At 58.7% G+C, this 22027-nt stretch carries 23 protein-coding genes; 13 read left to right on the top strand and 10 right to left on the bottom strand.

Features of this window, described 5'->3' with window-relative positions:
• Positions 1-47: 47 nt before the first annotated feature.
• Positions 48-518 (bottom strand): MEKHLA domain-containing protein, encoded by a 471-nt coding sequence (locus CPY51_RS22755; protein WP_111162520.1) that lies wholly within the window; start codon positions 516-518, stop codon positions 48-50.
• Positions 519-838: 320 nt separating this feature from the next.
• Here CPY51_RS22755 and CPY51_RS22750 point away from each other — a divergent pair, with 320 nt between their 5' ends.
• Complete coding sequence (locus CPY51_RS22750) at positions 839-985, top strand: DUF1127 domain-containing protein (RefSeq protein ID WP_111162519.1); 147 nt, start codon at positions 839-841, stop codon at positions 983-985.
• 119 nt (positions 986-1104) lie between these two features.
• Here CPY51_RS22750 and CPY51_RS22745 read toward each other — a convergent pair whose 3' ends face one another.
• The 3 genes from CPY51_RS22745 to CPY51_RS22735 form a co-directional block, all read right to left on the bottom strand.
• Positions 1105-1605, bottom strand: coding sequence for a cytochrome b (locus CPY51_RS22745; protein ID WP_111162518.1), 501 nt, complete (start codon positions 1603-1605; stop codon positions 1105-1107).
• A 154-nt stretch (positions 1606-1759) separates the two neighbouring features.
• Positions 1760-2560, bottom strand: a complete 801-nt coding sequence (locus tag CPY51_RS22740; protein WP_111162517.1) for an anti-sigma factor family protein — start codon at positions 2558-2560, stop codon at positions 1760-1762.
• Positions 2557-3315 carry a sigma-70 family RNA polymerase sigma factor gene (locus CPY51_RS22735; RefSeq protein ID WP_111162516.1) on the bottom strand — a complete coding sequence of 253 codons (759 nt, stop codon included), beginning with the start codon at positions 3313-3315 and terminating at the stop codon, positions 2557-2559. The genes CPY51_RS22740 and CPY51_RS22735 overlap by 4 nt, the downstream gene beginning before the upstream one ends.
• Positions 3316-3617: 302 nt before the next feature.
• Between CPY51_RS22735 and CPY51_RS22730 the strand changes: the two genes are divergently transcribed.
• From CPY51_RS22730 to CPY51_RS22675, 12 genes are all read left to right on the top strand, one after another.
• Positions 3618-4592 (top strand): MBL fold metallo-hydrolase, encoded by a 975-nt coding sequence (locus CPY51_RS22730; RefSeq protein WP_111162515.1) that lies wholly within the window; start codon positions 3618-3620, stop codon positions 4590-4592.
• Positions 4593-4612: 20 nt separating this feature from the next.
• The gene (locus CPY51_RS22725) at positions 4613-5080 is read left to right on the top strand and encodes a tetratricopeptide repeat protein (protein ID WP_195909608.1); all 468 of its coding nucleotides are present in this window, start codon (positions 4613-4615) and stop codon (positions 5078-5080) included.
• Positions 5081-5144: 64 nt separating this feature from the next.
• Positions 5145-5564 (top strand): DoxX family protein, encoded by a 420-nt coding sequence (locus CPY51_RS22720; RefSeq protein WP_111162514.1) that lies wholly within the window; start codon positions 5145-5147, stop codon positions 5562-5564.
• 123 nt (positions 5565-5687) lie between these two features.
• Complete coding sequence (locus CPY51_RS22715) at positions 5688-6833, top strand: isovaleryl-CoA dehydrogenase (protein WP_111162513.1); 1146 nt, start codon at positions 5688-5690, stop codon at positions 6831-6833.
• On the top strand, positions 6830-8440 hold the full coding sequence (locus tag CPY51_RS22710; RefSeq protein ID WP_111162512.1) for a carboxyl transferase domain-containing protein: 1611 nt from the start codon (positions 6830-6832) through the stop codon (positions 8438-8440). Before CPY51_RS22715 ends, CPY51_RS22710 begins: the two co-directional genes overlap by 4 nt.
• A gap of 13 nt (positions 8441-8453) precedes the next feature.
• Positions 8454-10319 carry an ATP-binding protein gene (locus tag CPY51_RS22705; protein ID WP_111162511.1) on the top strand — a complete coding sequence of 622 codons (1866 nt, stop codon included), beginning with the start codon at positions 8454-8456 and terminating at the stop codon, positions 10317-10319.
• Positions 10320-10772, top strand: coding sequence for a MaoC family dehydratase (locus CPY51_RS22700; RefSeq protein WP_111162510.1), 453 nt, complete (start codon positions 10320-10322; stop codon positions 10770-10772).
• Entirely contained in the window at positions 10769-11620 is an 852-nt protein-coding gene (locus CPY51_RS22695; RefSeq protein WP_111162563.1) for an HpcH/HpaI aldolase/citrate lyase family protein, read from the top strand. The genes CPY51_RS22700 and CPY51_RS22695 overlap by 4 nt, the downstream gene beginning before the upstream one ends.
• A gap of 294 nt (positions 11621-11914) precedes the next feature.
• Entirely contained in the window at positions 11915-13876 is a 1962-nt protein-coding gene (locus tag CPY51_RS22690) for a HAMP domain-containing methyl-accepting chemotaxis protein (protein ID WP_111162509.1), read from the top strand.
• Between the two features lie 336 nt (positions 13877-14212).
• Complete coding sequence (locus CPY51_RS22685) at positions 14213-15031, top strand: cysteine rich repeat-containing protein (RefSeq protein ID WP_111162508.1); 819 nt, start codon at positions 14213-14215, stop codon at positions 15029-15031.
• Positions 15032-15171: 140 nt separating this feature from the next.
• Positions 15172-15630: a thiol-disulfide oxidoreductase DCC family protein gene (locus CPY51_RS22680; protein WP_111162507.1), complete on the top strand. Its 459-nt coding sequence runs from the start codon at positions 15172-15174 to the stop codon at positions 15628-15630.
• Between the two features lie 21 nt (positions 15631-15651).
• The gene (locus CPY51_RS22675; protein WP_111162506.1) at positions 15652-16281 is read left to right on the top strand and encodes a DUF4166 domain-containing protein; all 630 of its coding nucleotides are present in this window, start codon (positions 15652-15654) and stop codon (positions 16279-16281) included.
• A gap of 54 nt (positions 16282-16335) precedes the next feature.
• Here the strand turns inward: CPY51_RS22675 and CPY51_RS22670 are convergent, their stop codons facing one another.
• The 6 genes from CPY51_RS22670 to CPY51_RS22645 form a co-directional block, all read right to left on the bottom strand.
• Positions 16336-16668, bottom strand: coding sequence for a hypothetical protein (locus CPY51_RS22670; protein WP_111162505.1), 333 nt, complete (start codon positions 16666-16668; stop codon positions 16336-16338).
• Between the two features lie 100 nt (positions 16669-16768).
• Positions 16769-17866 carry an ABC transporter substrate-binding protein gene (locus CPY51_RS22665; protein WP_111162504.1) on the bottom strand — a complete coding sequence of 366 codons (1098 nt, stop codon included), beginning with the start codon at positions 17864-17866 and terminating at the stop codon, positions 16769-16771.
• A 54-nt stretch (positions 17867-17920) separates the two neighbouring features.
• Positions 17921-18961 (bottom strand): ABC transporter permease, encoded by a 1041-nt coding sequence (locus CPY51_RS22660; RefSeq protein ID WP_111162503.1) that lies wholly within the window; start codon positions 18959-18961, stop codon positions 17921-17923.
• Between the two features lie 18 nt (positions 18962-18979).
• A complete protein-coding gene (locus CPY51_RS22655) occupies positions 18980-20476 on the bottom strand; it encodes a sugar ABC transporter ATP-binding protein (protein ID WP_111162502.1) in 1497 nt (498 codons plus the stop codon).
• 103 nt (positions 20477-20579) lie between these two features.
• A complete protein-coding gene (locus CPY51_RS22650; RefSeq protein ID WP_111162501.1) occupies positions 20580-21473 on the bottom strand; it encodes an NAD(P)-dependent oxidoreductase in 894 nt (297 codons plus the stop codon).
• Positions 21463-22017 (bottom strand): gluconokinase, encoded by a 555-nt coding sequence (locus tag CPY51_RS22645; RefSeq protein WP_244598761.1) that lies wholly within the window; start codon positions 22015-22017, stop codon positions 21463-21465. The genes CPY51_RS22650 and CPY51_RS22645 overlap by 11 nt, the downstream gene beginning before the upstream one ends.
• Positions 22018-22027 lie beyond the last annotated feature (10 nt).

Raw genomic sequence — 22027 nt, 5'->3', positions numbered from 1 at the left:
GCGTCGCAAGAAAGCCGCGCCACGTCAGGGATTGCGGCAACCGTCGACTAGCTTTCTCTCCATAGCGAAAAGGTTGCGGCCTGGCCATGCCGCTTGCCGTCTCGGTCGATCAGCTCCCACACGACGCCGTCTTCCATCCAGAAGCGGCGGCCGGATTTGGCTATCCGCTCACCTCGGTAGCCCGAGGCGAAGCCGTCACGGGTAACTTTATCCAGAAGCAACTGTCGTTCCGTCCTGTTGGGGAGTTCTGCCGAGAGACGCGACGGCAGGGTTGTGAATTCGTCCCAGTCATATTCGAAGCAGCGTTGGGCCGCCTTGTTGGCATAGATGAAGCGGGGGTCGGTATCGGTGTTGTGCGCCACGACGACGAATGGTGCGTGATGATATAGCCAACCGGCATCACGACCACTTTCGACAAGAAGCCTTCCAACCGAGCGGGCGTAGCTGTCGGTCAGCAGATTGAAGAAATCCGGATCCTCGGACAGCCTCACTGAGTTGTGGCCCATGTTGCCGCTCATAATTCCTCGCAAGTATCATTCTCAAGCGCTGTGCTGACGCGTCGAGCAATCCAGATGGTAGGATATGGTCGCAATGCCGGCAACGCTGCCGATGCAGAAGCTCGGTGCTGGCTTTCCCGCGGCGGTGGTTAGATTCGGCCAGGGAACGACCCAGAGAACGTGACTACAAAATAACCAAGTTTATCATTGGATATGCATAAACGCATGGGTGCCGTGAGTGATCTTGTCTGTGATTCGGGCCAAGGAGCGCCTATATCCTGGTCATCGAATGGAAGGCAGCGGTTTTCGCTGCCGCTGCTGAACCTAGAAAGGGGAGCATCATGAACGTAGCACGCTCTTTCAACAACTGGCGGAAGTATCGCCAGACGGTCAATGAACTGGGCCGCATGTCCGCGCGTGGCCTGTCTGATCTCGGAATAGACCGCGCGGAGATCGGCCGGATTGCCCGCGACGCCATTACCCGCTGATAATTTTGTTGCCGCGCTTCTTCGGCGAGCAACTCACGTCAAACGCCCGTTCATCCAAACGGGCGTTTTTGCATGGGTGACCTGCTGTGGGCGGGTCGTACCCAGATATGCGGTACGCCTTATCCGATCGTCATCCGACGAAGGGCATTTGTTTGCCAGTAGAACTGATGAACGAGAGCACCGGCAATGTGGGCGCCGATCAGGGTCCAGAGAATGGCCTTGAGGATGCCTGCATGGATCGAACCAGCAAGGTCTACGCCAAAATAATAAGCTGCCATTCCCGACAGCGGCATTGCAAAAATCAGCAAATACAACGCGCCATGTGCAATCCTGGCTGCAACCTGAAAAACTTTGGGCTCTTCAGCGGAATGGGCCGGCACACCGTGAAAGGAACGCAGGAAGAGGCGTAGCACCGCGAGGATCAAAATTGCGATGCCGAGATAGGCGTGAATATTCGCCGCAGAAATATCTGCTGCGGAAGGAGTATCGCCTCGGCGGACGATGTGCCGCCAAGCGTTCATCCCATCGGGAAACAGCAGGTTGAAGAAGACGAGAAGGGCGACGGCCCAATGAAGAAAACGTTGAAGAAGACTATAGCCGGTTGTGGCGGATTGCGGCATGGGCTGCATGTTCCTGTCTCGCGGCCGACCGAGCGACGATCTCGTCGGGGCCCGCCACCCACCATGTCGTCAAAAGCTGACAGCAACATGAAGCAGCGCGTTCGGACAGAAGGCCGCGTTTCGGCATTGCCGGACGGGCTTCGCAGATAACGGTCTAAAGCCCCGCCTGCTTGAAAAAATCATCCCGAAAAGCTGAGAGATCGGCAGCGCTCACATCCGATATTGCCCAAAACGACAACCCGCCGCCGGACCATCCGTCAAGATTGTAGCCCTCGTGTGTCGAAGTTGTCTGCCTCGCGGGTGGCCCCGGCCAAACGAAAAGATTGATAACGTGCCCGTGGCGGCGATAGATGAGGGCGGCTACAACTCGGCCGTCGATATAGTCGACCCGGCCGCCGACCAGCGGAAAGCCCTGTGCGGCAAGATCGACGACGGGAGGCGAGAAATCGATCTTCCCGTTGAACCACGGTTTGACCGTGTGCTGGTCGGATGTCTCGACGTCGACGAGGTGGCTGGCGAGCATGGACCGCACATGGCTGGCGACAATCTCGTCCTGAACAGGCAGGTCCTGGCGGCTCACGTTCACGAACAGCAGAAGGCTTGCCGCCAACGCCGCCAGCGACGGAACATAGCTCCATTGCCTGACGAAACGAACAAGGCGCTGCCAGCCGGTTTCTGCCGGCACATCTCGCGGGATCGGCGACGCGGGTCTGTCCGCAAGCGAGAGCGTCTCCATTATCCGAGAACGGACGTCCTCCGGTGCTTGCCATTTCACACCGTCTTGGCCGATCCTTCTCCTCACCGCATAAAGCCTTTCCATCTCGTCCGTGCAGTCAGGGCATGTGGCCAGATGGCTCTCGAATTCTGCCGCGTGCACGGAATCGAGTTCGCCGTCGACAAAGCCGTGCAGCATCACGGTCCACTCGGCGCAGCCTTCCTTTTCCGGATCGCTCATACCGTTGCCCCGCACGTCTCTGCGGCAAGCCAGGCTTGGCCAAAGTCGCGTCGCGCCCGGGCAAGCCTCGACATGACGGTGCCGATCGGCGCGTCTATGACTTCGGCAATCTGCCGGTAGGAGAGATCTTCGAGCTCGCGCAGGATCAACACTTCGCGCATCGCCTCCGGCAGCGTGTTGATGACCGCCCGAACCCGTTGGGCCTCTGTGTCGCGGATCATTGTCGTCTCCGCGGAGTCTTCGTCAGACGCAATCTCATGCCCTATGGGCGTGCCAGCATCCCCATCGTCGGCACCGTCGCTCAGGGGAACTTCCAGGCGCGCCTTGCGACGACGTTGCTGCAGCCAGGCATGATAACAGTTCCTGACAATGGTGAATAACCAGGCGCGGGGATCGCCGCCGCGATAGCCCTCATAGCTCCTGAAGGCCCGCAGGAACGCATCCTGAACGATATCTTGCGCCGCGTCGGCGTCCCGGCTGAGGAAGCGCGCAAAATTATAAGCTGAATCCAGGTGCGGCATGATCGTCTGCTGAAAGCGATGTGTCGAAGCACCTTGAGCGGAGGTCAGAGCTGCGGCCTGTCTTGGTTCTGACGCGGCTCTGACCTCCACCACCGTCGCGGCGAGCCCCCTGACCGCCGCAACGAAGGTATGCAATTGAAAACGAATGCCTGACGAGCGCGTCGATGGCTGGTCGCACAGCGGGAAAAGCCGGCCGTTGAATTGGAATGTGAATGCCGTTTCTACGCTTGTCATGGTTTCCCCGACGCTAGGCCTAACCGAACCGCGAGCCTGATCGCGATCGGGACGATTTCGTCTTCCCTTTGTCCAGATCGCTCTCGGAGCCGTTTTATTCCCTCGCAACGCAAAATTCTTCAAAAATTTGCCGCTGACCGGCCGCGGGAAAAATTCACGCCAGAGAAATCAATAGCTTAAAACAATTTTTCGGCTGCCCGGGAATAAGCTTTCCGGACCGTTGATCTAGTTCATCAGCGGAGGCATTGAACGGATCCTCGTCTCCGCACTGCAAATAGCAAGATGCTAGAGGAGATATCATCATGTTCAATATGACGCGCCGAGGGGTCCTCGGGACCGCGGCTGCCGCGGCTGCCTTCGGGCTTTCCTCGAAGTTGGAATTCGTATTGCCCGCGCTTGCCGAAACGCCGGTGGAACCGTCTGTCGGCTTTTACAAATACAAGGTCGGCGATGTCGAGATCACCGCCGTCTATGACGGCATATGGCGGAAACCGCATGACCCCGCCTTCATCAAGAATGCCTCCATTGACGACACGAAAGAGGCGCTAGCAAAGGCCGGGCTGACGACGGAATTCATGCCGATCCCGTTGACGGTGGTGGTGCTCAAGATCGGTGGGCGCCTGATCATGATGGATGCCGGATCGGGCGTTGGTCAGTGGCAGACCAATGCCACCCATCTTCCCGCCAATATGGCGGCGGCGGGCATCGATTACAGGAATATCGACACGATCATGATCTCGCATTTTCACCCGGACCATGTGTGGGGACTGATGGAAAAGGGAACGAACGCACCGGTGTTTCCCAATGCGGAGCTCATTGTCAATGCCAACGAATATAACTGGTGGACGGATCCCGGGCGCCTTGAAAAGCTCGCCGAGGGCCGAAAGCCCGCAGGCAAGCGCATCGCCGAAGTCTTTCCGAAATGGAAAAACTGGAAGCTTGTCGACGACGGGGCCGAGGTTGCACCGGGCATGGAGCTCATCTCGGCACCCGGCCATACGCCGGGCCAGTCCGGATACCTCGTCACCTCGGGCAAGGAACAGCTGCTTGTCTCGGCCGACATCATGTACGTGCCGGCCCTGCTGGCACCTCATCCCGAATGGGAAGGCAGCTACGACCAAGACGGTCCCATGGCCGTTGCAACGCGCCGCAGACTGATCGATCGCGTCATTGCCGACAACATCAGAATCTGCGGTTCCCATTTTCCATTCCCGGGCTCTGGCACTTTCGTCAAGGACGGCAAGGCATACGGCTTCACCCCCACCATCCAAGCTTAGAAAGCCAAAGGAGAATTATCATGATAAAATATGCGATTGTCGGATTTGTCGGCTTCTGCGCCGTGACGGCAGGTACGTTTGCAGTCACCTCGCTGCCGGCATTGGCCGTCGACAATATGGAATCGACCGATGCGCCAGACCTGACGTCGGTCCGTGCCAAGATCGAAGCGAAGAACTATGCGGGCGCCCTCGAAGAACTTCGCGGCCTTGCTGAAGATAACCAGCAGGCCGACGTTTATAACCTGATGGGCTACACGCTTAGAAAGACCGGCGACTTTAAAACGTCCTTGACCTATTACACGAAGGCGCTCGAACTTCAGCCGGACCACAAGGCGGCGCGCGAATATCTCGGCGAGCTCTATGTGGAGACGGGCAACATGGACAAGGCCAAGGAGCAATTGAGCTCTCTGACGCAGCTTTGCCCAAGCGGTTGCGAAGAGCTTGAGGACCTGCAAAGGGCGATCGCCGCAAAGGCCGCTGTCAACTAAACGGAGGGAAGCGAAGCGGGCGGCGTGCCGCCCGCTTCCTTTCACCGAAAATGGGGAGCTAGTCATGAAAAACGGAAAGCCGTTCGCAGATGTACATGCAACCGACGTTGCCCTGCTCATTGGCCGGCTGTTGCTATCGCTGATCTTCCTCCACGAAGGCATCACGCTCTCGCTGAATTTCGATGGGGCGGTCGAAGCGATGGCAAAACTCGGTATCGGCGTTCCCTTGCTGCTGGGAACAATCGCGCTCCAGCTGGCCGCCGGTGCATCCGTTGCTTTCGGAATTCTCACCCGCATAGGCGCGTTGCTGCTGGGCCTGTTTTGCCTTTCGACGGCACTCCTGTTTCATACCAATTTCGCAAGTCAGAACGAGTTGCTTCATTTCGAAAAGGACTTTGCCATTGCCGGCGGCATGTTTGTTCTGGCGGTAGTTGGTGCGGGCTCGCTTTCATTCGACAGGCTGATGCGACGTCGCCGACCATAGGCGCAGTCTGCAAATAGCAAAATAATTTGCAGGCAATCACAACCGAACCGGGATAGGCTCCGGGCTACAAGCCGAATTCGGTCATTGGCTGAAGCCGGCGAGTTTTAGGTTGGGAGGAACCTGATGTTGGTTTTTTCGCTCGGAGAGACCGCCGATGCCATCCGCGAAACAACGGCGAAATTTGCCGCCGATGTTATCGCTCCCTTGGCGGCAGAAATAGATAGCACCAACAGCTTTCCACGGTCGATATGGCCCCAGATGGGAGCGCTCGGCCTGCACGGCATCACGGTCGAGGAAGAATTTGGCGGGGCGGGCCTCGGATATCTCGAACATGTCATCGCGATGGAAGAAGTCTCGCGCGCTTCTGCATCCATTGGGTTGAGCTATGGCGCTCATTCCAATTTATGCGTCAACCAGATCAGGCGCTGGGCATCGACCGAACAGAAACATCGATATCTGCCGGAGCTGGTTTCGGGAAATCATGTCGGTTCGCTTGCCATGTCGGAGGCCAGCGCAGGTTCCGACGTCGTCTCGATGCGCCTGCGCGCCGACAAACGCGGCGACCGATATGTGCTGAACGGCACCAAATTCTGGATAACGAATGCCCCCCAGGCCGATGTTCTCGTGGTTTACGCCAAGACGGACCAATCGTTAGGCCCGAAAGGAATCTCGGCATTCATCATAGAGAAGGATACTCCCGGCTTTAGCGTCTCCACCAAGCTGGAGAAAATGGGGATGCGCGGGAGCGACACTGCCGAGCTTGTTTTTCAGGATTGCGAAATCCCTGCCACTGCGCTGATGGGAAAAGAGGGCGAGGGGGTCAAGGTTCTGATGTCTGGCCTCGACTATGAGCGAGCCGTTCTGGCAGGCGGGCCGCTCGGTATCATGCAGGCGTGCCTGGATGTCGTGCTGCCTTACGTTCGCGAGCGCAAGCAGTTCGGCAAACCCATCGGTGACTTTCAGCTAATGCAGGCCAAGGTCGCAGATATGTATGTGGCTTTGAATTCATCCCGCGCCTACGTCTATGCAGTTGCTCGAGCCTGTGATGAAGGTCGTGCCACGAGAGTGGATGCGGCGGCCGCGATACTTTTGGCTAGTGAAAACGCAGTGAAGGTTTCCCTGGAAGCGATCCAGGCGCTTGGCGGCGCGGGCTATACAAAGGAATGGCCGGTCGAACGGTTCCTCCGCGATGCCAAGCTTTACGATATCGGTGCTGGAACCAACGAAATCCGCCGCTACCTCATCGGCCGGGAGATCATCGTGCCATGACGATCATAACCACGGCTATCGATCGCGACAGCGAGGTCTTCAAGGCGAATTTTGCTCGTAACACCGAACTCATGGACGAGCTGCGGCAAAAGATTGCTGCGGCGCGTGAAGGAGGGCCAGCAACGGCACGAGCGCGCCATGCATCCAAAGGCAAACTCCTGCCTCGGGAGCGAATACAGACGCTCCTTGACGCCGGCAGCCCCTTTCTTGAGATCGGGCCGCTGGCTGCAAATGGCATGTATAATGACGAGGCGCCCGGCGCCGGCCTTATCGCTGGCGTCGGGCGGGTCGGCGGGCGCGAAGTTATGATCGTCGCCAACGATGCGACCGTCAAAGGAGGCGCATATTTTCCGATGACGGTAAAGAAGCATCTGCGCGCGCAGGAGATTGCACTTCAGAACCGTCTGCCCTGCATTTATCTGGTCGACAGCGGCGGCGCCAACCTGCCGCACCAGGCTGAGGTCTTTCCCGACCGTGACCATTTCGGCGCGATTTTCTTCAACCAGGCACAAATGTCGTCAGAGGGCATCCCGCAGATCGCCTGCGTCATGGGAAGCTGCACGGCGGGGGGTGCCTATGTCCCTGCGATGTCTGACGAAACGGTCATTGTTCGCAATCAGGGCACGATCTTTCTTGCCGGTCCGCCTTTGGTAAAGGCGGCGACAGGCGAGGTCATTACGGCCGAGGAGCTTGGAGGCGCTGAAACCCATGCGCGCCGGTCAGGCGTGGTGGACCACGTTGCTGAGAACGACGAACATGCACTTTTGATTGTTCGTGACATCGCCAAGACGCTCAACAGCGTGAAGACTGTCGACATCGATATCGCAGAACCTCGGCCACCTTTGCTGGATCCAGCCGATCTCTATGGCATCATTCCGTCAGATGTTCGCTCGTCCTATGATGTGCGGGAGGTTATCGGGCGCATTGTTGATGGCTCCGAACTGCATGAATTCAAGCGCTTGTACGGGACGACGCTCGTTTGCGGTTTTGCGCGTATATGGGGTTCTCCTGTCGCCGTTATTGCCAACAACGGCGTGCTTTTTTCGGAGAGTGCGCTGAAGGGCGCGCATTTCATCGAGCTTGCCTGCCAGAGGCGAATACCCTTGCTGTTCCTTCAGAACATTTCCGGCTTCATGGTGGGAGGCAAGTATGAAGCAGGCGGGATCGCCAAGGACGGGGCGAAGCTCGTCACAGCGGTTGCCACGGCCACCGTGCCGAAATTGACCATTATCATCGGAGGAAGCTTCGGGGCCGGAAACTATGGCATGTGCGGACGCGCCTATCGACCGCGGTTCCTGTTTTCGTGGCCGAATAGCCGCATCGGCGTCATGGGCGGAGAACAGGCTGCATCGGTCCTTGCGACCATTCGCCGTGATGCGCTGGAGGCGAAGGGCGAGGGCTGGCCGGTCGAACAGGAGGAGGTCTTCAAGGCTCCCATTCGTGCCAGCTACGAAGCGGAGGGCAATCCATACTATGCCACCGCACGGCTATGGGATGACGGGATCATCGACCCACAACAGACGCGAGACGTACTCGGTCTCGCCTTTTCCGTCAGCCTCAACGCACCCATTCCCCTGAGGTCCCGCTTCGGCGTGTTCAGGATGTAGAGCGAGATGGTCTATGTTTGAAAGTCTCCTGATTGCCAACAGAGGAGAAATAGCTCGACGGATCATCCGCACCACGAGGCGCCTTGGTATCAGAACCATAGCGGTCTATTCGGATGCGGATGCCGGCCTCCCATTTGTGAAGGAAGCCGACGAAGCCATCGCTATCGGTCCCGCACCGGCACGCGAGAGCTATCTTTCGGCCGAGAGGATACTGGAAGCGGCACGACAGACGCGCGCCTCTGCGATTCATCCAGGCTATGGTTTCCTGTCGGAAAATGCGGCATTTGCAGAGGCCGTCCAGAACGCAGGCATCGTCTGGGTCGGCGCGCCGCCGGCCTCAATCAGAGCCATGGGTCTTAAGGATGCCGCCAAGGAGCTGATGCAAAGGGCCGGCGTGCCCGTTACTCCAGGCTACATGGGGGTAGACCAGAGCGACGAGCGCCTGTTTCGTGAAGCCGAAACTGTCGGCTATCCCGTGCTGATCAAAGCCGTTGCCGGGGGTGGCGGAAAAGGCATGCGCCGCGTCGATACCGCCACGGAATTCATCCAGTCCCTCGCATCTTGCCGTCGCGAGGCCTCGGCCTCTTTCGGGGATCACCACGTCCTGGTCGAGAGGTACATCCAGAACCCGAGGCACATCGAGGTACAGGTTTTCGGGGATATCCACGGCAATTATGTGCACCTCTTCGAGCGCGATTGCTCCCTGCAAAGACGCCACCAGAAGGTGATAGAGGAGGCGCCGGCGCCGGGAATGAATGCCCAGACCAGAGAGGCAATCTGCGATGCCGCTGTCAGAGCCGCCAAGGCAGTGGATTACGTTGGCGCCGGTACAATCGAATTCATCGCAGATGCGACTGAGGGGCTTTGCCCCGATCGAACCTGGTTCATGGAAATGAACACGCGGCTTCAGGTGGAACATCCTGTTACGGAGGCGATCACCGGAGAGGATCTCGTGGAGTGGCAATTGCTCGTGGCGGCCGGCGAGTCCCTGCCGAAATCGCAGGACGAGTTGACGATCAACGGCTGGGCGGTTGAAGCGCGGCTTTACGCGGAAAATCCGGATGCGGGGTACCTGCCCTCGACAGGACACCTTCTGCATCTCAGACTTCCGACAGACGTTCGCGTTGATAGCGGTGTCGAGCAGGGCAACGAAATCACACCTTTCTACGATCCAATGATCGCGAAGATCATTGCGCATGCCCCGGATCGGCAAGCCGCGCTGGCGAAGCTTGCCAAGGCCTGCGGGCAGATCGAGATCTGGCCCGTGAAATCGAACGCCAATCTTCTCGCCCGCATAGCTGCGGATGACGATTTTTGCGTCGGGGCGGTCGATACCGGCTTTCTCGAACGACATGGTCCCCGTCTCCTCGGGAATGATCCTCAACCGGCTTTGATCGATCAGGCGGTTGCCAGCTTGGTGAACGCCTACGGAGGCGACCCGTGGACGGCGCTTTCAGGCTTTCGGATTGCCGGCGAGCCGGACCTTCGCGCCCGGGTTAACGTTGCCGGGCTGACTTATTGGGGCAAGCTCACGAGCGGCGGGTCAGCCAGTGTCGCAACTTTCGGTGACGCGACCATCCTTTTCGACCGAGGGACCGCGTGGCCGATCGGCCTTCCTGTCGCCGATCAGGTCGACCTGAAAAAAAGCACCGGAGACGGTGCTGTCTTCTCACCCATGCCAGGCCTGGTCACCGCCGTCGATGTTGCCGTTGGCGCAAAAGTCGCAATGGGAGACCGGCTGGTGACGATGGAAGCCATGAAAATGGAGCACACTCTGCGCGCCCCTTTTGATGGAATTATTTCAGAATTGCGCATTTCACCCGGAAGCAAGGTTTCAGAAAACCAGTTGGTCGCCACTGTTGTGAAGGAGACACCTTAGATGGCCGGAAAATACTTCGATGAGTGGTCTGTCGGGGATCGTATTGTTCATGACATCCGTCGAACGGTGACAGAGACGGACAACCTTCTGATCACGACGCTCTCCCACAATCCTCAGCCGCTCCATCTGGATGCAGAGTATGCGGCGGGCACCGAATTCGGCCGGATCGTCGTGAATGGCGTTTTCACTTTTGCGCTGACGGTTGGTCTTTCTGTCGCCGATACCACGCTTGGCGTTCTCGTTGCCAATCTCGGCTACGATAAGGTTGTCATGCCGAAGCCCGTGTTCATCGGGGATACGTTGCGTGTCGAAACGGAGGTCGTAGAGTTGAGACCATCTGGCTCCAGACCGGAGGCAGGTATCGTTGCCTTCAGACACGTGACTTTCAACCAGCGTGGGGAGATCGTATGCCAATGCCTCAGAACCGCAATGCTGAAGAGAAAACCGGCGTGAGGCTGAGGTCTCTGCTTTTCGTACCTGGCGACCGCCCGGAGAGGTTTGACAAGGCGATCGGCTCCGGAGCCGATGCGATCATTATCGACCTGGAGGATTCCGTCACAATCGCCAACAAGGAAAAGGCAAGGGCAAATGCGCTGGAACTCCTGTCTAGGCGATCGTCGGACCTGCCAATTCTGATCCGCATTAATCCTATCAACAGCGGCGCATCTCACCTCGATCTAGCGGCTATTGCAGAAGTAAAACCTTTCGCAATCGTATTGCCCAAGGCCAAGGGCGCCAAGTCGGTCGAAACCCTGTTCGCGCGGCTGCAGGAGAGTGGCGGCGCCAGGACGCCGATCCTGCCTATCGCGACCGAAACGCCGGCGGCAATCTTCCAGCTTGGTAGCTATATCCAGGTGCAGAAATTGATCTGCGGCTTGACCTGGGGTGCCGAAGACCTGCCTGCGGCGATGGGAGCCGCGACGTCGCGGGAAGAAGATGGCAGCTATACCGCGCCCTACGAGGTGGCGCGATCGCTCACCCTGTTTGCCGCCCATGCCGCATCGGTGCAAGCGATCGAGACTGTGTATCCGAACTTTCGCGATCTTGGCGGGCTGAAGAAATATGCTGAAAGGGGACGGCGCGACGGTTTTACAGGGATGATGGCAATCCACCCCGCGCAGATCGCGCCCATAAACCAGGCCTTCACCCCCGATGCCGCTGCCATCGCTTGGGCAGAACGGGTGCTAGAGGCATTTCAGGCAAATCCGGAAGCGGGGGCGATCCAATTGGACGGTAAAATGCTGGATGCGCCTCACCTGAAGCTGGCGGCAGAAATCATCGCATCAATCAGGGATAGCTAAAGGCTCGGCTTCGTTGTCGGGATACCGCGGAATAAGAATAAGGGTGACAGCTCTTTGCTACGCGGCCGAATTGATGCAGATGCCGTCCTTTGCCTATTTACTCGCAAGGTCCATCGAGACGATATCGCGACGTTAATCGCATTTTTCTTGATTAGATTTATCTTTCGTAAACCATCCCACTTCATTTTATGAATATCCGATTGGGAGCGGTCAGTTCCACATCCGACATGACGACGGTCTTCGGGAACGCCAGAGCTGGCGCATCGCAAAATGTCGTCTTCGGAGATATCCCACATGCAGTCCTCAATACGCTTCGGAATCGGAACCCGCCTCGGAATAGGCTTCGGCTTCCTGGTTGTGCTTATGCTGGTGCTGACGCAACTGTCCGTGACCCGGGTCAATGACATCAATCTCGACCTTGGGCAGATCAATGATGTGAACAGCGTGAAGCAACGCTTCGCGATCAATTTCCGCGGCAGCGTTCACGATCGTGCCATCGCGATCCGGGATGTCACCCTGGTTGAGACCGCTGAGGAACGACAGGCGGCCGTAGATCGGATTGCCAAACTTGCTGATTCCTATGCCATCAACGAGAAGAAGATGGCGGACATGATTTCTTCGCCGGTTGGTGCTTCCGCCGAAGAAAAGACAATTGTCGCTGAGATAGCCAATGTTCAATCCAAAACCAATCCGCTCGTCGCCCAGATTATCGATCTTCAGGGAAAGGGCGATGCGGTGCAGGCAAAGAAAATCCTGCTTGAACAGGCTCGTCCGCTGTTTGTCGCGTGGTTGGGTGCGATCAACAAGTTCATCGACTACGAAGAAGCTCTGAACCAGAAGATCGGCGGCAACGTCCGCTCGTCGGCCAGCGGGTATCAGACATTGGCCTTCAGCTCCTTGGGCGGCGCAGTCCTTTTGGCAATTGTCGCGGCGTTTCTGGCAAGCCGCTCGATCACCAGGCCCATAGCAAAACTCCAGGCCGCACTGGAGCACATGGCAGAAGGAGAAAGGGCGGAAAGTGATCTGACCCTTGATGCACGCCGTGACGAAATCGGTAGCCTTGCCCGCGCCGTAGGTGCCGTGCGCGGTGCCCTCAGCGGACAGGCCGAGCGCCAAGCTGAAAGTGACGCCAAACGCGCTGCCGTCGAGCGCGAGCAGCTCGAAAAGATCGCCAGAGAGCGTGAAGCGGTAGCCGAAGAGACCAACCATGCCGTCGACCAGCTTGGCAAGGCCCTTGAAGAAATGGCCGATGGCAATCTTGCCTTCCGTCTTGCGCATCCCTTCGGTTCGACGCTCGACACGCTGCGCGTCAACTTCAACAATTCCGCAAACAAGCTGCAATCGACACTGAAAGCGATCGGCGGCAACGCGTTTTCGATCGATGCGGGCGCCAGGGAGATCAGCACGGCATCCAACGACCTCGCTCGTCGGACGGAGCAGCAGGCAGCTTCGCTTGAACAGACGGCCGCCGCACTCGATGAGATCATGGCAACCGTCAACGGATCGACTCAACGCGCCGAGGAGGCCCGCACAGTCGTTGCCAAAACCCGGGAAAATGCCGAACGGTCGGGCGAAGTCGTCAAGCGGGCGGTGGGTGCCATGGGACAGATTGAAAACTCGTCCAACGAGATCAACAATATTATCAGTGTCATCGACGAAATCGCTTTTCAGACGAACTTGCTGGCCCTCAATGCTGGGGTTGAGGCCGCACGTGCGGGCGAAGCGGGCAAGGGTTTTGCCGTTGTCGCCCAGGAAGTGAGGGAATTGGCTCAACGCTCGGCAAAGGCTGCCAAGGAAATCAAGCAGCTGATCCATACGTCTGCCGAACAGGTTCGCTCCGGCGTGACCTTGGTGGATGAAACCGGGAAAGCACTGACCGAAATCGTTTCGGAAGTGCAGGAGATAAACCGCCATGTCAATTCGATCGTTGAATCGGCAAATGAACAATCGACGGCTCTAAGAGAAATCAACAAAGCCGTCGGTACGATGGATCAATCGACCCAGCAGAACGCTGCCATGGTCGAGGAGACATCGGCCGCCGGGCAGAAACTGGCAAATGAAGCTGCTGCACTCTCGGCTCAGCTCGCGCAGTTCAGTTTCGACGGCGCCGACGCCAAGCCGGTACGGCCGGTCGGTTCTGCGTCGCAACCGCGACCCTCTCCGGCAGCGGCAATGATCAGGAGAGTGTCGTCGGCGTTCTCGGGCGGCAAGACCCAGGCTGCTGCAGCCGTATCGGCAGAATGGGAAGAGTTCTAAGCAACAGCTTCGCAAAGTGGACGCTACTGGAGCAAGCTCCCGCGTGAAATGCAGATCACGCGGGAAAGATGACAAGCAACCCTGGCTGTCCAGCTCCGAGGCAGTCACGGATCGTCAGATATTCGACGCCTATATTGATTAGCCGATCGCCCAAAAGTGCGCACCACACGACTACTCTTCGCGAATATTTTTGATATGCTAATGTGGCAGTAGTCGCGATACCTTCGCACATCGGCCGCACGTGGCATCTTCACCATCGATTTTTCTCGACCTCGCTACCTCGGCTGCCAAGTTCCTGCGAAAAGCGCGAATGGTTCTTCGTTTGGGGGGAAAGCAATGAGGAAATCTGCGTCTGTTCTGACGGCCGTCCCGCGTGGAGGGCATTATTTCTTGCCGACTGGCTTTGGGCTTTACGTGCTGCTATGGGCACTCTGCCTTCCTGTCGGCTCCGTCCATGCGCAACAGCCGACCGATGCGCAACGCAATGCCATCAGATCGGCCTGCCGTTCGGATTTCATGGCGCAGTGTTCGGGCGTGACGCCAGGTGGCATCGAGGCGCTGACTTGCCTCCAGCAACATAGTGCAACTCTCTCTCCGGCCTGCCGTGGTGCCATATCGGCGGTGGACACGACGAAGCGGAAGTCCGGTGCGGCGGCACCGGCTGAAACTCCTGGAATGGTGCCGGCTCAGTCTGGCTCGACGTCTGCTGGTGGAACGCAGGCAAGTCAGCCGACGGCGGCACAGCGTAATGCAGTGAAGTCGGCCTGCCGGTCGGATTTCATGGCGCAGTGTTCAGGCGTTGCGCCGGGCGGATCGGCGGCACTTTCGTGTCTGCGTCAGCACGATGCGACCCTCTCCCCATCCTGCCAACAGGCTGTGACGGCCCTGGGTGGGAGCGCATCTGCACCTGCGACCGGAGCAACGGCGCCATCAGGGGGTGGCTCGGCGGCGATACCTGCCCCGGGCGCGCGCGGTGCGATGCCTTCCTTCACGCCGCGCGAAGAGTTGATGATCTTGCGCCGGTCCTGCGGACCGGATTTCCGAGCTTTTTGTCGTTCAGTGCCGCTCGGCGGCGGGCGGGGCATTGGCTGCTTGCGGGATAACCTGCAGCGGCTCTCCCCCACATGCCAGAGGGTATTGACCAGCGGATTGTAGGGTCTCGTTCGACGCTTCTTTCCGCCGGTCCCCAGGCGGGTGCGCCATGCAGGAAATCTCCTAATTGGGCGAAAGAGCCTGGCAGTCGCTATGGCTTGCACTTGACGTTGCGCTTGCCGCGGCGTTCAGTTCGTCCCAATATGCGAACGATACTCGAACCCTACAGCTTCAATGACGACCCGGAGGTTCCGACCTTCGATCATGGCAAGGGCCTAGTCGTCTTCGATCATCAATGCATCTTCTGTTCTTCGTTCGTCCGCTTCGTCTTTGCCCATGACGCGTCCGGTCGCTTCATGTTTGCGGCTGCGCAGTCGCGGCTTGGACAGGCGCTCTATCGCCACTACGGCCTCGACACGACGAACTTCTCGACCAATCTGGTGATCGTTGACGGCATCCTCCACACCAAGATGGATGCCTTTGCTGCCGTCATGCGGGCTCTCGGTTTCCCATGGAGCATCCTTGCCGTCGTGAACGCGGTGCCGAGGCAACTCGCTAATGCTATATACGATCTGATTGCGAAGAACAGGTACCGCATCTTCGGCAAGTACGAGACCTGCCTTATGCCCTCCAAGGAGCTGAAAGCCCGTGTCGTCGAATAGCACTGCGTCGAAGAGATAGCCATGAACCACCTCGAAAGCCTCACCTCGAAGCTGGGCGTCGAAGCCAGTGGCGTACAGGAGATTTCGCAGTCCCTGTTTGAAAGGGTCTTGGGCAAGACATTCGCCGAACTGCCGGGCGCCGTCCGCAAGATGCATGACAGTCGCATCTCCAAGCATTTCGAGGGCAGGGCGACTATATCGCGCGGCGGCGGGATTATTGCCAAGCTGATCGGAGCCGCTCTCGGTTTTCCGGGAAGCGGAGAGAACGTTCCAACTACCGTCGCCATCCAGCGTGATGGAGACAGGGAGACGTGGGTTCGGCACTTCGGGCGCGCGACGTTCAAGTCCGACATGGCACCGGTGCCAACCAACAGGCCTGGCCGGATTACCGAACGGTTCGGCTTCCTGTCCTTCGACATCGACCTCGATGCCCGCCGAGGCGGGCTCCACTATCCGGTTGCAAGATGCCGTATAGGACCAGTGTCGCTCCCGCGCTTTCTGACGCCGCGCAGCGATACCGTCGAGTACCGGGGGACCGAGGATGGGCGCTTCCATTTTTCCGTGAAGATCGATCTTCCGATCTTCGGTCACCTCATCAGCTACAACGGATGGCTCGTCGAGCCAGCGAACTGCGCAGATGGCAGCATGTGAAGAGGCGACGACGATCGGCATTGATCCGATGCGAAGACCCGGTGGATAGCGGCGTCACGCGGGCGCATATTCATTTGCTGCAAAGAGATGATGGTGCACTCTGCCGGTGAACATCTGCAACAGCTCGCCTGTCACTTCGCGGCTCTGAAAACGCACATCAGAAAGAAGGGCGGCGTTCACCGCATCCAAATTCGGATAGCGGATGGCGAGCGCCATGGCGTAAACAGGCGCCCCTTCATCGCGTTCAAGACCATCGAGAACGCGGACTTCCTGTGCCTGCGGAAACTGCGTCCACAGAGGAACCAGCCGCTCCTTCACGAACGCCCGGAACTCAGCTTCCTTGCCGGGATGGATCTCGCCTTCAAATAATGCGTAACGGATGATCACAGGCTCTCTCTCCCAAAAGCTCGCACGAGCTGGAATGACGTCGATCGGAGTGACGATGGAAACCGGAGCGCAATTACCCAATTGCGCTCCTTTTGGGGCCTTATTTGCCCCAGATTTTCTTGTACTGGTCGCGGTAGCCGTTATCAGGGTCGAAACTGTTCTTCGGTCCACCGTCGAATTCGACATTGGCGGATGTGACCACGTGCAGGGGCGAGACATAGCCAGACCATGGAGCGCCGGCAAAAGCGCGGTTTAGCTCATCGACAAGCTGCCAACCCTGGAGATTAAGCGGTTCGGCGACCGTTACCGTCTGGTACTGCTTGGCACGAATACGCTGATAGGCGCTCTCCGAGCCATCGCCGGCCGCAACATTGACAGGCTTGCCGTCGCCGGCAATTCCCGCTGACGCAAGTGATGGCCCCATGAAGTCGAAATACAGATCGTTGATTGCCAGGGAATGCGTCCACTTGTCTCCGTATTTCTGGAGAAGCGAGGTGGTCAGCTGCGGCATGCGCTGCGATGTTTCCGCAATGGGCGTGTCGACATATTCGAGGACGGTGCCGCCGAGGTTCTCAATCTCCTTCTTCATCCGGTCGGCCTTGGCGATTGCAATCGCATAGGTGCTGTCGGTGAAGATGATGACGCCGGGCTTGCCGCCGGAATCGACGAAGGCCCAGTCGGCCGCCGATTTTGACACTTCCATGGCGTCGGTTGTCACGTTCGCAAAGACGCCCACTTCCGGCACGGGACCAACGTTTGATGCCGCGTGCCAGGAAACCATTGGGATTCCGGCGGCCTTGGCCTGTTCCATAGCCGGTTTCTGTTCGATCGCGTCGAAGCCGTTGATGATGATGCCGTCGGGCTTCAAGGCCATCGCCTGTCCGAATGCAGCCGTGCGGCCGCCGATCGAACCGGCGCCATCGAGCGTAGTCACCGTCCAGCCTGTCGCGCTTGCCGCTTCCTGAATTCCATTGACGACGCCAAGAATGCCGCCGTTCTTCATGTCGGCGGCAAGTATGACGATCTTCTTTCCCTCGGCGGCCTTCGGGCCTGTGGTCGGGCCGTCCCAGGTGCTCGCCTTGGATGCGTATTTCTCCACGACCGCCTTGGCGTCCGCCATAGGATCGGCAAATGCCGGCACGCTCATCATAAGCGCCATGGCCGCCACGGCTGCCTGCAACATCGTTCTGCGTTTCATGCTCTACTCCTCCATTGGATTTCGTGCTGGACGTCGGCTTGATATTGATGTGGTTTACTTGGGCGTCGCGGTGGTCCTCCTCACCGCGCCGCGCTTGCGTTGAGCGTAGCCTGCGATGCCGATGGCAACGAGCAGGGTCACGCCATTGAACAGCGGTTCGACAAAGAATGACCCACCGAACTGTTGGATGCCGGAAATGCCGACCGCCAATATGATGACGCCGATCAAGGTGCCCCAGACGTTTACGCGGCCGGGCTTGATCGTCGTCGAGCCGAGAAAGGCACCGACCAGCGCCGGCAACAGATATTCCAGTCCGACGCTTGCCTGGCCGATCCGAAGTTTGGAGGCCAGAAGCACGCCGGTCAGCGCAGCAAGCAGCCCCGAGGTAACGAAGGCGCCAATGACGAATTTGCGAACGGGAATGCCGTTGAGGGCGGCGGCCTTCGGATTGGCGCCGATGGCGTAGAGATACCGGCCGATCGGCAGGTATTCGAGCACGATCCACATGCAGATGGCGATCGCCAGCACATAAAAGCCGGTAATCGGCAGGCCGAACAACATTGTCCCGTTCAGCGCATAAAAGCCTTGCGGCAATATGCCAACGACCTGTCGCCCGCCCGTATGCCAGAGCGCCAACGAATATAGAACCGTGCCGGTGCCAAGCGTGGCGATGAAGCTGTCGATCTTGGCAACCTCGACCAGAAGGCCGTTGAGAAATCCTGTAATGACGCCGAGCGTCAGCACGACAAGCACCGCGACTGGCCAAGGGAATCCGTAGGATGTCTGCAGGCTGATGGCCAGGATATGCCAGAGCACGATGCCGTAGCCTACGGTCAGATCAATACGCCCGGATGCCATCGGGATCATGGCTGCTAACGATAGAAGCGCGATGATCGCCTTGTCGGATACGATCGAACGGACATTCAGGACTGTCGGGAAGGTGCTGGGCAGCAGGATGGAAAACAGCAGGATCAGGCAGACTGTCAGGATAACCAGCCCGTAGGCTGGAATGAGCCGCCCAATCTTCTGCCCGGTTGAAAGCCCGGCCATTTCGCTTTTGGTTGGCTCAAGCGCCGTAGACTCAATGGATTGCATGGTTTTTCTCCTGGTGCTTCATGCGGCTTCGGATGCGGACGCAGCGGTGATGACTGTCTGCGTCGTCAATGCATTCCCGGTCAGCTCGCTGACGATTTTGCCGCGCGAGAAGACAAGCGCACGGTGGCAGATGTGGGCGATCTCTTCGAAATCGGTGGAGACGACAACGACGGCGAGGCCCGCATCGAGCGCGCGTGCTATAAGGCGGTAGATATCGGCGCGGGCTCCGACATCGACCCCCGCGGTTGGGTCTTCTGCAACGAGCAGCTTTCGACCCGTTGCCAGCCAGCGGCCGACCACCACCTTTTGTTGATTGCCGCCGGATAAGGCCTCCACGGGCAAGTCCGGATCGTTTGGGCGCAAGCCGACGGACTGGCCGATGGCATAGGCTTGGCCAGCCTCGCGCCGTGGCGACAGGAAGGACAGAAGCCGGCGACCCATGGCGCCCGGATTGATATACGTATTCTCGCGGATGGAAAGCGAAAGGGCGACGGATTCCTCCGTGCGATCGCGCGCGATCAGGCCGACGCCCGACGCCATCGCTGCCCGCGGGCTGGAGAGATCCGGGATGTCGTCGTTGAGCGTAATCGTGCCTGTGAAGGGTTCGCAACCGAACAGGGCGCGACCAATCAATTCCTGGCCGGCGCCGCGAAGGCCGGCCAGCCCCAGAAGCTCGCCTCGCCTGATGTCGAACGAAACCGGACCCGTGCCGGTGCAGGCGAGGTCGCGAACCTTAACGATGGCTTTGCCCGGGGCGGCGTGCGTCTTGGAAAACAGCTCATTGCTGCTGCGGCCGATAATCATGGTGACCAGTTCGTCCGGCGTGGTCTCGGCCACCGGCTTCTGACCCACGAGACTTCCGTCGCGCAACACCGCGACCCGGTCGGCGATGCGGAAGATTTCGTCAAGTCGGTGGGAGACATAGATCATGCCGACGCCGCGATCCCTAAGCGGCCGGACAGCATCGAAAAGGCGGCCGACTTCGTCGGCGGGCAGACTTGCGGTCGGCTCGTCCAGCACGAGGACATCAGCTTCTACAGCGAGTGCACGGGCGATGGCGACAAGCGATTTCTCCGTCCGGGTGAGGGCGGAGATCCGGGTCGTTGGATCGAAGTCACAGCCGACCAACTTCAGGGCTTCCTTGGCGCGCGCCTCCGTTCGGCTCCAGTCTATAAGGCCACGGCGCTTCGAGAAACCCTGGGCGAGGCCCATGTTTTCGCCGACGCTCATCCATTCAATCAGGCCGAGATCCTGGTGAATGAAGGCCACGGGTTGGCGTTCATTCGGCTTGGACGGGCGATGATGATAAGGTTGGCCACGAAAGAGGATTTCGCCGGTATCCGGCTTGTAGATGCCGGCAAGGGTCTTGATGAGGGTGGACTTGCCAGCACCATTTTCACCCAGTAGCGCCAGAATCTCTCCCTCGCGCAAATCCATGGAGACATCGCAAAGAGCTTGCGTACCACCAAAGCTTTTCGTGATCGACCGGAACTCCAGCAGTTCATGTGTTGACACCGTTGCTCCTCCCAAAGCGCGCGTTCCTGACCCTGTATGTTATCGATAACATTATTTGATGCAAGTAAAAAGAATGCCGAGGCGAAATTCGAATATCGGCGCATCAATCGGCAGGAAAACCGTCGAGCAGCCTCATCATCTCGGCGGAGTCCCTGGCGCCGAGCCCGGCTGCGCAGAGGAGGCGATGGATCTCCACTACCGAGCCCGTCATTGGCAGCGGCGTCTTCGTCTTGAGGGCGAAGGCCTGCAGCGAATCCAAATCCTTCAGCATATTGTCGATGCGCCCCGTGGGCGAGAAATCGCGGGCTGCGAATTTTTGCATGAATTCCTGCAGAATCCGACTATCGGCCCTACCGCCGGCAAGGGCCGCAGGGATTGCCGTCGGGTCGACGCCACCGGCTTCGGCAAGTTTGACCGCCTCGGCAACCGCCTGAAACAGCACCGCGCAAAAAAGCTGATTGATTAGCTTGGTGGTCTGCCCTGCGCCGGACGCGCCCATCAGCGTATAATTGGCGGAGAGATGTTGCATCACCTTGCGGGCCCGCTCGAAATCCACCTCGCGACCGCCAGCCATGATCGTCAATTTCCCGCAAAGCGCGCCGGGAACACCGCCCGACAACGGGCAATCCACCCACACCATACCCGTCTTACGTTCAAGGCGCGCCGCCATGTCGGCCGTCTCGGCAGGATCGATGGAAGACATGTCGATCAGCACCTTGTCAGCATTTGCCGAAGCCGCCACGCTTTTCTCGCCGAAAACCACGGCGCGGACGATATCCGCGTGGTTGAGGCTGAGGATGCAGAATTCGGACTTTGAAACGGCTTCTTCTGCAGAGCTTGCCGGGCTGGCGCCCTTGGCCTGCAGGGCCGCGATTTTCCCGGGATCCAGATCGAAGACGTGGACGCGATGCCCGGTTTCGATCAATCGCGTGACGATCGCCGTACCCATGATCCCAGCACCAATGACGGCGACATTTGCCCTTTGGTCATCCTGCATGTTTTTCTCCCAATAAGACTATATTTTCAAGGCCATCACGGGCGAGATAGACGATCCGTTCCAGTGAATTGTCGATGCTGATGCTCACGACATCCGGTTCGCCTACCGGAAGTTCCAGCGTCTGCAGTTGGCTGTCCAATAGCGAGACCGGCATGAAGTGATCGTGGCGCGCGCCCATCCGTGACAGCAGGACCTCGCGTGGTCCATCGAGGAAAACAAAGGCGAGCCGTCCGTCTGCCGCATGCCGTAACCTGTCCCGGTATGCCCGCTTGAGGGAGGAACAGGAAATAACCGCGCCTCTTCCGATACCGAGCGCCTCTTTTATTACGATGCCAATCCGGTCCAGCCACGGCATGCGGTCTTCGTCTGTCAGGGGAAAGCCCCGAGCCATCTTCTCGACATTCTCCGCCGGATGAAGGTGGTCGCCTTCCACAAAGGGCGCGCCGCTCAGCTCCGCCAGGCATTCCCCAACGGTAGACTTGCCGCTTCCGCTGACCCCCATGACAACAATTGCAAACGACGAATTGGCACTTTCAGGAGACATTGCGCTCTCG

The organism is Arminella tubonensis, from assembly GCF_003240585.1.
GTDB classification, from domain to species: Bacteria; Pseudomonadota; Alphaproteobacteria; order Rhizobiales; family Rhizobiaceae; genus Rhizobium; species Rhizobium tubonense.
The sequence above is the reverse complement of the archived record's forward strand: the minus strand, read 5'-3'. Positions and strand labels throughout refer to the sequence as shown.